Raw genomic sequence first — 1,419 nt, 5'->3', positions numbered from 1 at the left:
CAACGGGCCGGCAGATGCGGTCTCACTGCCGACATTCGCCATGAGTGCGACCTTGGCGTCCGGCAGCCGCTCCCACGAGTCCTGCGTCCGACGCTGCAAGGCGATCCGCGCGTAGGTATGGCACTGGATACAGCCGGCCTGGAGAGGCTTGGGCACGTCCTGCGTGGTGCGGGTATTACGCTGTTCGAGAATAAAGCGATAGGGCTCGACTTCTTTGGGAGCCAGCCCGTAGTTATCGCTCAGATATTTGACCAGAATGCGGGCATCTCCGTCCTGCAATTCGACCCCGTGCGTTCGGACCATACGGCTGAGCGTCATGCTCCAGCCTTCGGGTGACTTGCGCTGGGCTTCAATCGCGTCAAGCTTGCCATTGTCTCCTTGCGGCGCGTGGCAACGTATACAGCGGATCACCAACGTTTCTCGGGCGGAAAGTGTCGCCTGGTGTTCTGCGGCCTTGACGGCGTGGGTCGGGCCAACGAGCCCCGCCAACACGAGCAACCCCCAGATGTGCCTTCTCATCCGTTTCCATGTCTTTCCGGTCGTCATACCCGTCCTCTCCTCCAGGCTGAAACACTGGACTCCATCTCTGACGCAATAGCCGGATTCTATACCTCTCGGAGTGAGAGTCAAATAGAAAGAACCGGAGTTGTAGATACCGTCTTCTCCCTCGTATAAGCAGATATATATGGTATGCTTTGCGAGCAGGGAGCAGGGACATGGGTCAGGACAGCGCGCCGACAGGAGCGGGAGTCAAAGTCGCGCTTATCGACAGCGGGGTGAACGCCCAGCATTCGCATGTTGGCAACGTTGCGGGTGGTATCCATTTTTTCCTGAACGATGAGAACGCGGTCCAGACCAGCCCGGAGTACCCCGATCACATCGGGCACGGAACCGCCCTCGCCGGCGTGGTCCGTGCCAAAGCCCCGCAGTCTGAACTCTACGCGGTCAAGATTTTTACCGACCATCTGGCCACTGCGTTTCCGGTCCTGGAAGCGGCCTTGGGCTGGGCCATTGGACAGCGCATGAAAAGCATCAGTCTGAGTCTGGGGCTGATTAACGCGCAGCATCGCCAGCCGCTCTCGACGCTCGTCGCCCAGGCACAAGAAGCAAACCTCATCCTGATTGCGTCTTCTCCCCCGGACCGCTCGGATGTGTTACCCGCAACCTTACCCGGCGTCATAGGCGTGGCCGCGGATGAAAGCTGCGCCTGGGACGAATACCGCGCCCTCACAGACAGCCCGGTTCCCTTTCGCGCCCATCCCTATCCGCGCCCCCTGCCCGGCCCGGCCCAGACGCAGAACTTTTACGGCCATAGTTTTGCCTCGGCGCATATTGCCGCAGCCCTCGCCCTCCGGGCCGAGCGCCACCCGGACCTGACGCCGGAAGCCGCCCGGACCTATCTCCAACAGATGAGTCGCG

2 protein-coding genes are annotated in these 1,419 nt (G+C 61.0%); one reads left to right on the top strand and one right to left on the bottom strand.

Going from position 1 to position 1,419, the window contains the following annotated elements; all coding sequences use genetic code 11:
• On the bottom strand, positions 1–546 hold a 546-nt coding region (locus OXG98_07410; GenBank protein MCY3771830.1), incomplete at its 3' end, for a hypothetical protein.
• Positions 547–716: 170 nt separating this feature from the next.
• Here OXG98_07410 and OXG98_07405 point away from each other — a divergent pair.
• A partial coding sequence (locus tag OXG98_07405) for a S8 family serine peptidase (GenBank protein ID MCY3771829.1) occupies positions 717–1,419 on the top strand: 703 nt, incomplete at its 3' end.

The sequence above is a fragment of the Gemmatimonadota bacterium genome, assembly GCA_026706345.1.
Taxonomy (GTDB): Bacteria; JAAXHH01; JAAXHH01; order JAAXHH01; family JAAXHH01; genus JAAXHH01.
The sequence above is the reverse complement of the archived record's forward strand: the minus strand, read 5'-3'. Positions and strand labels throughout refer to the sequence as shown.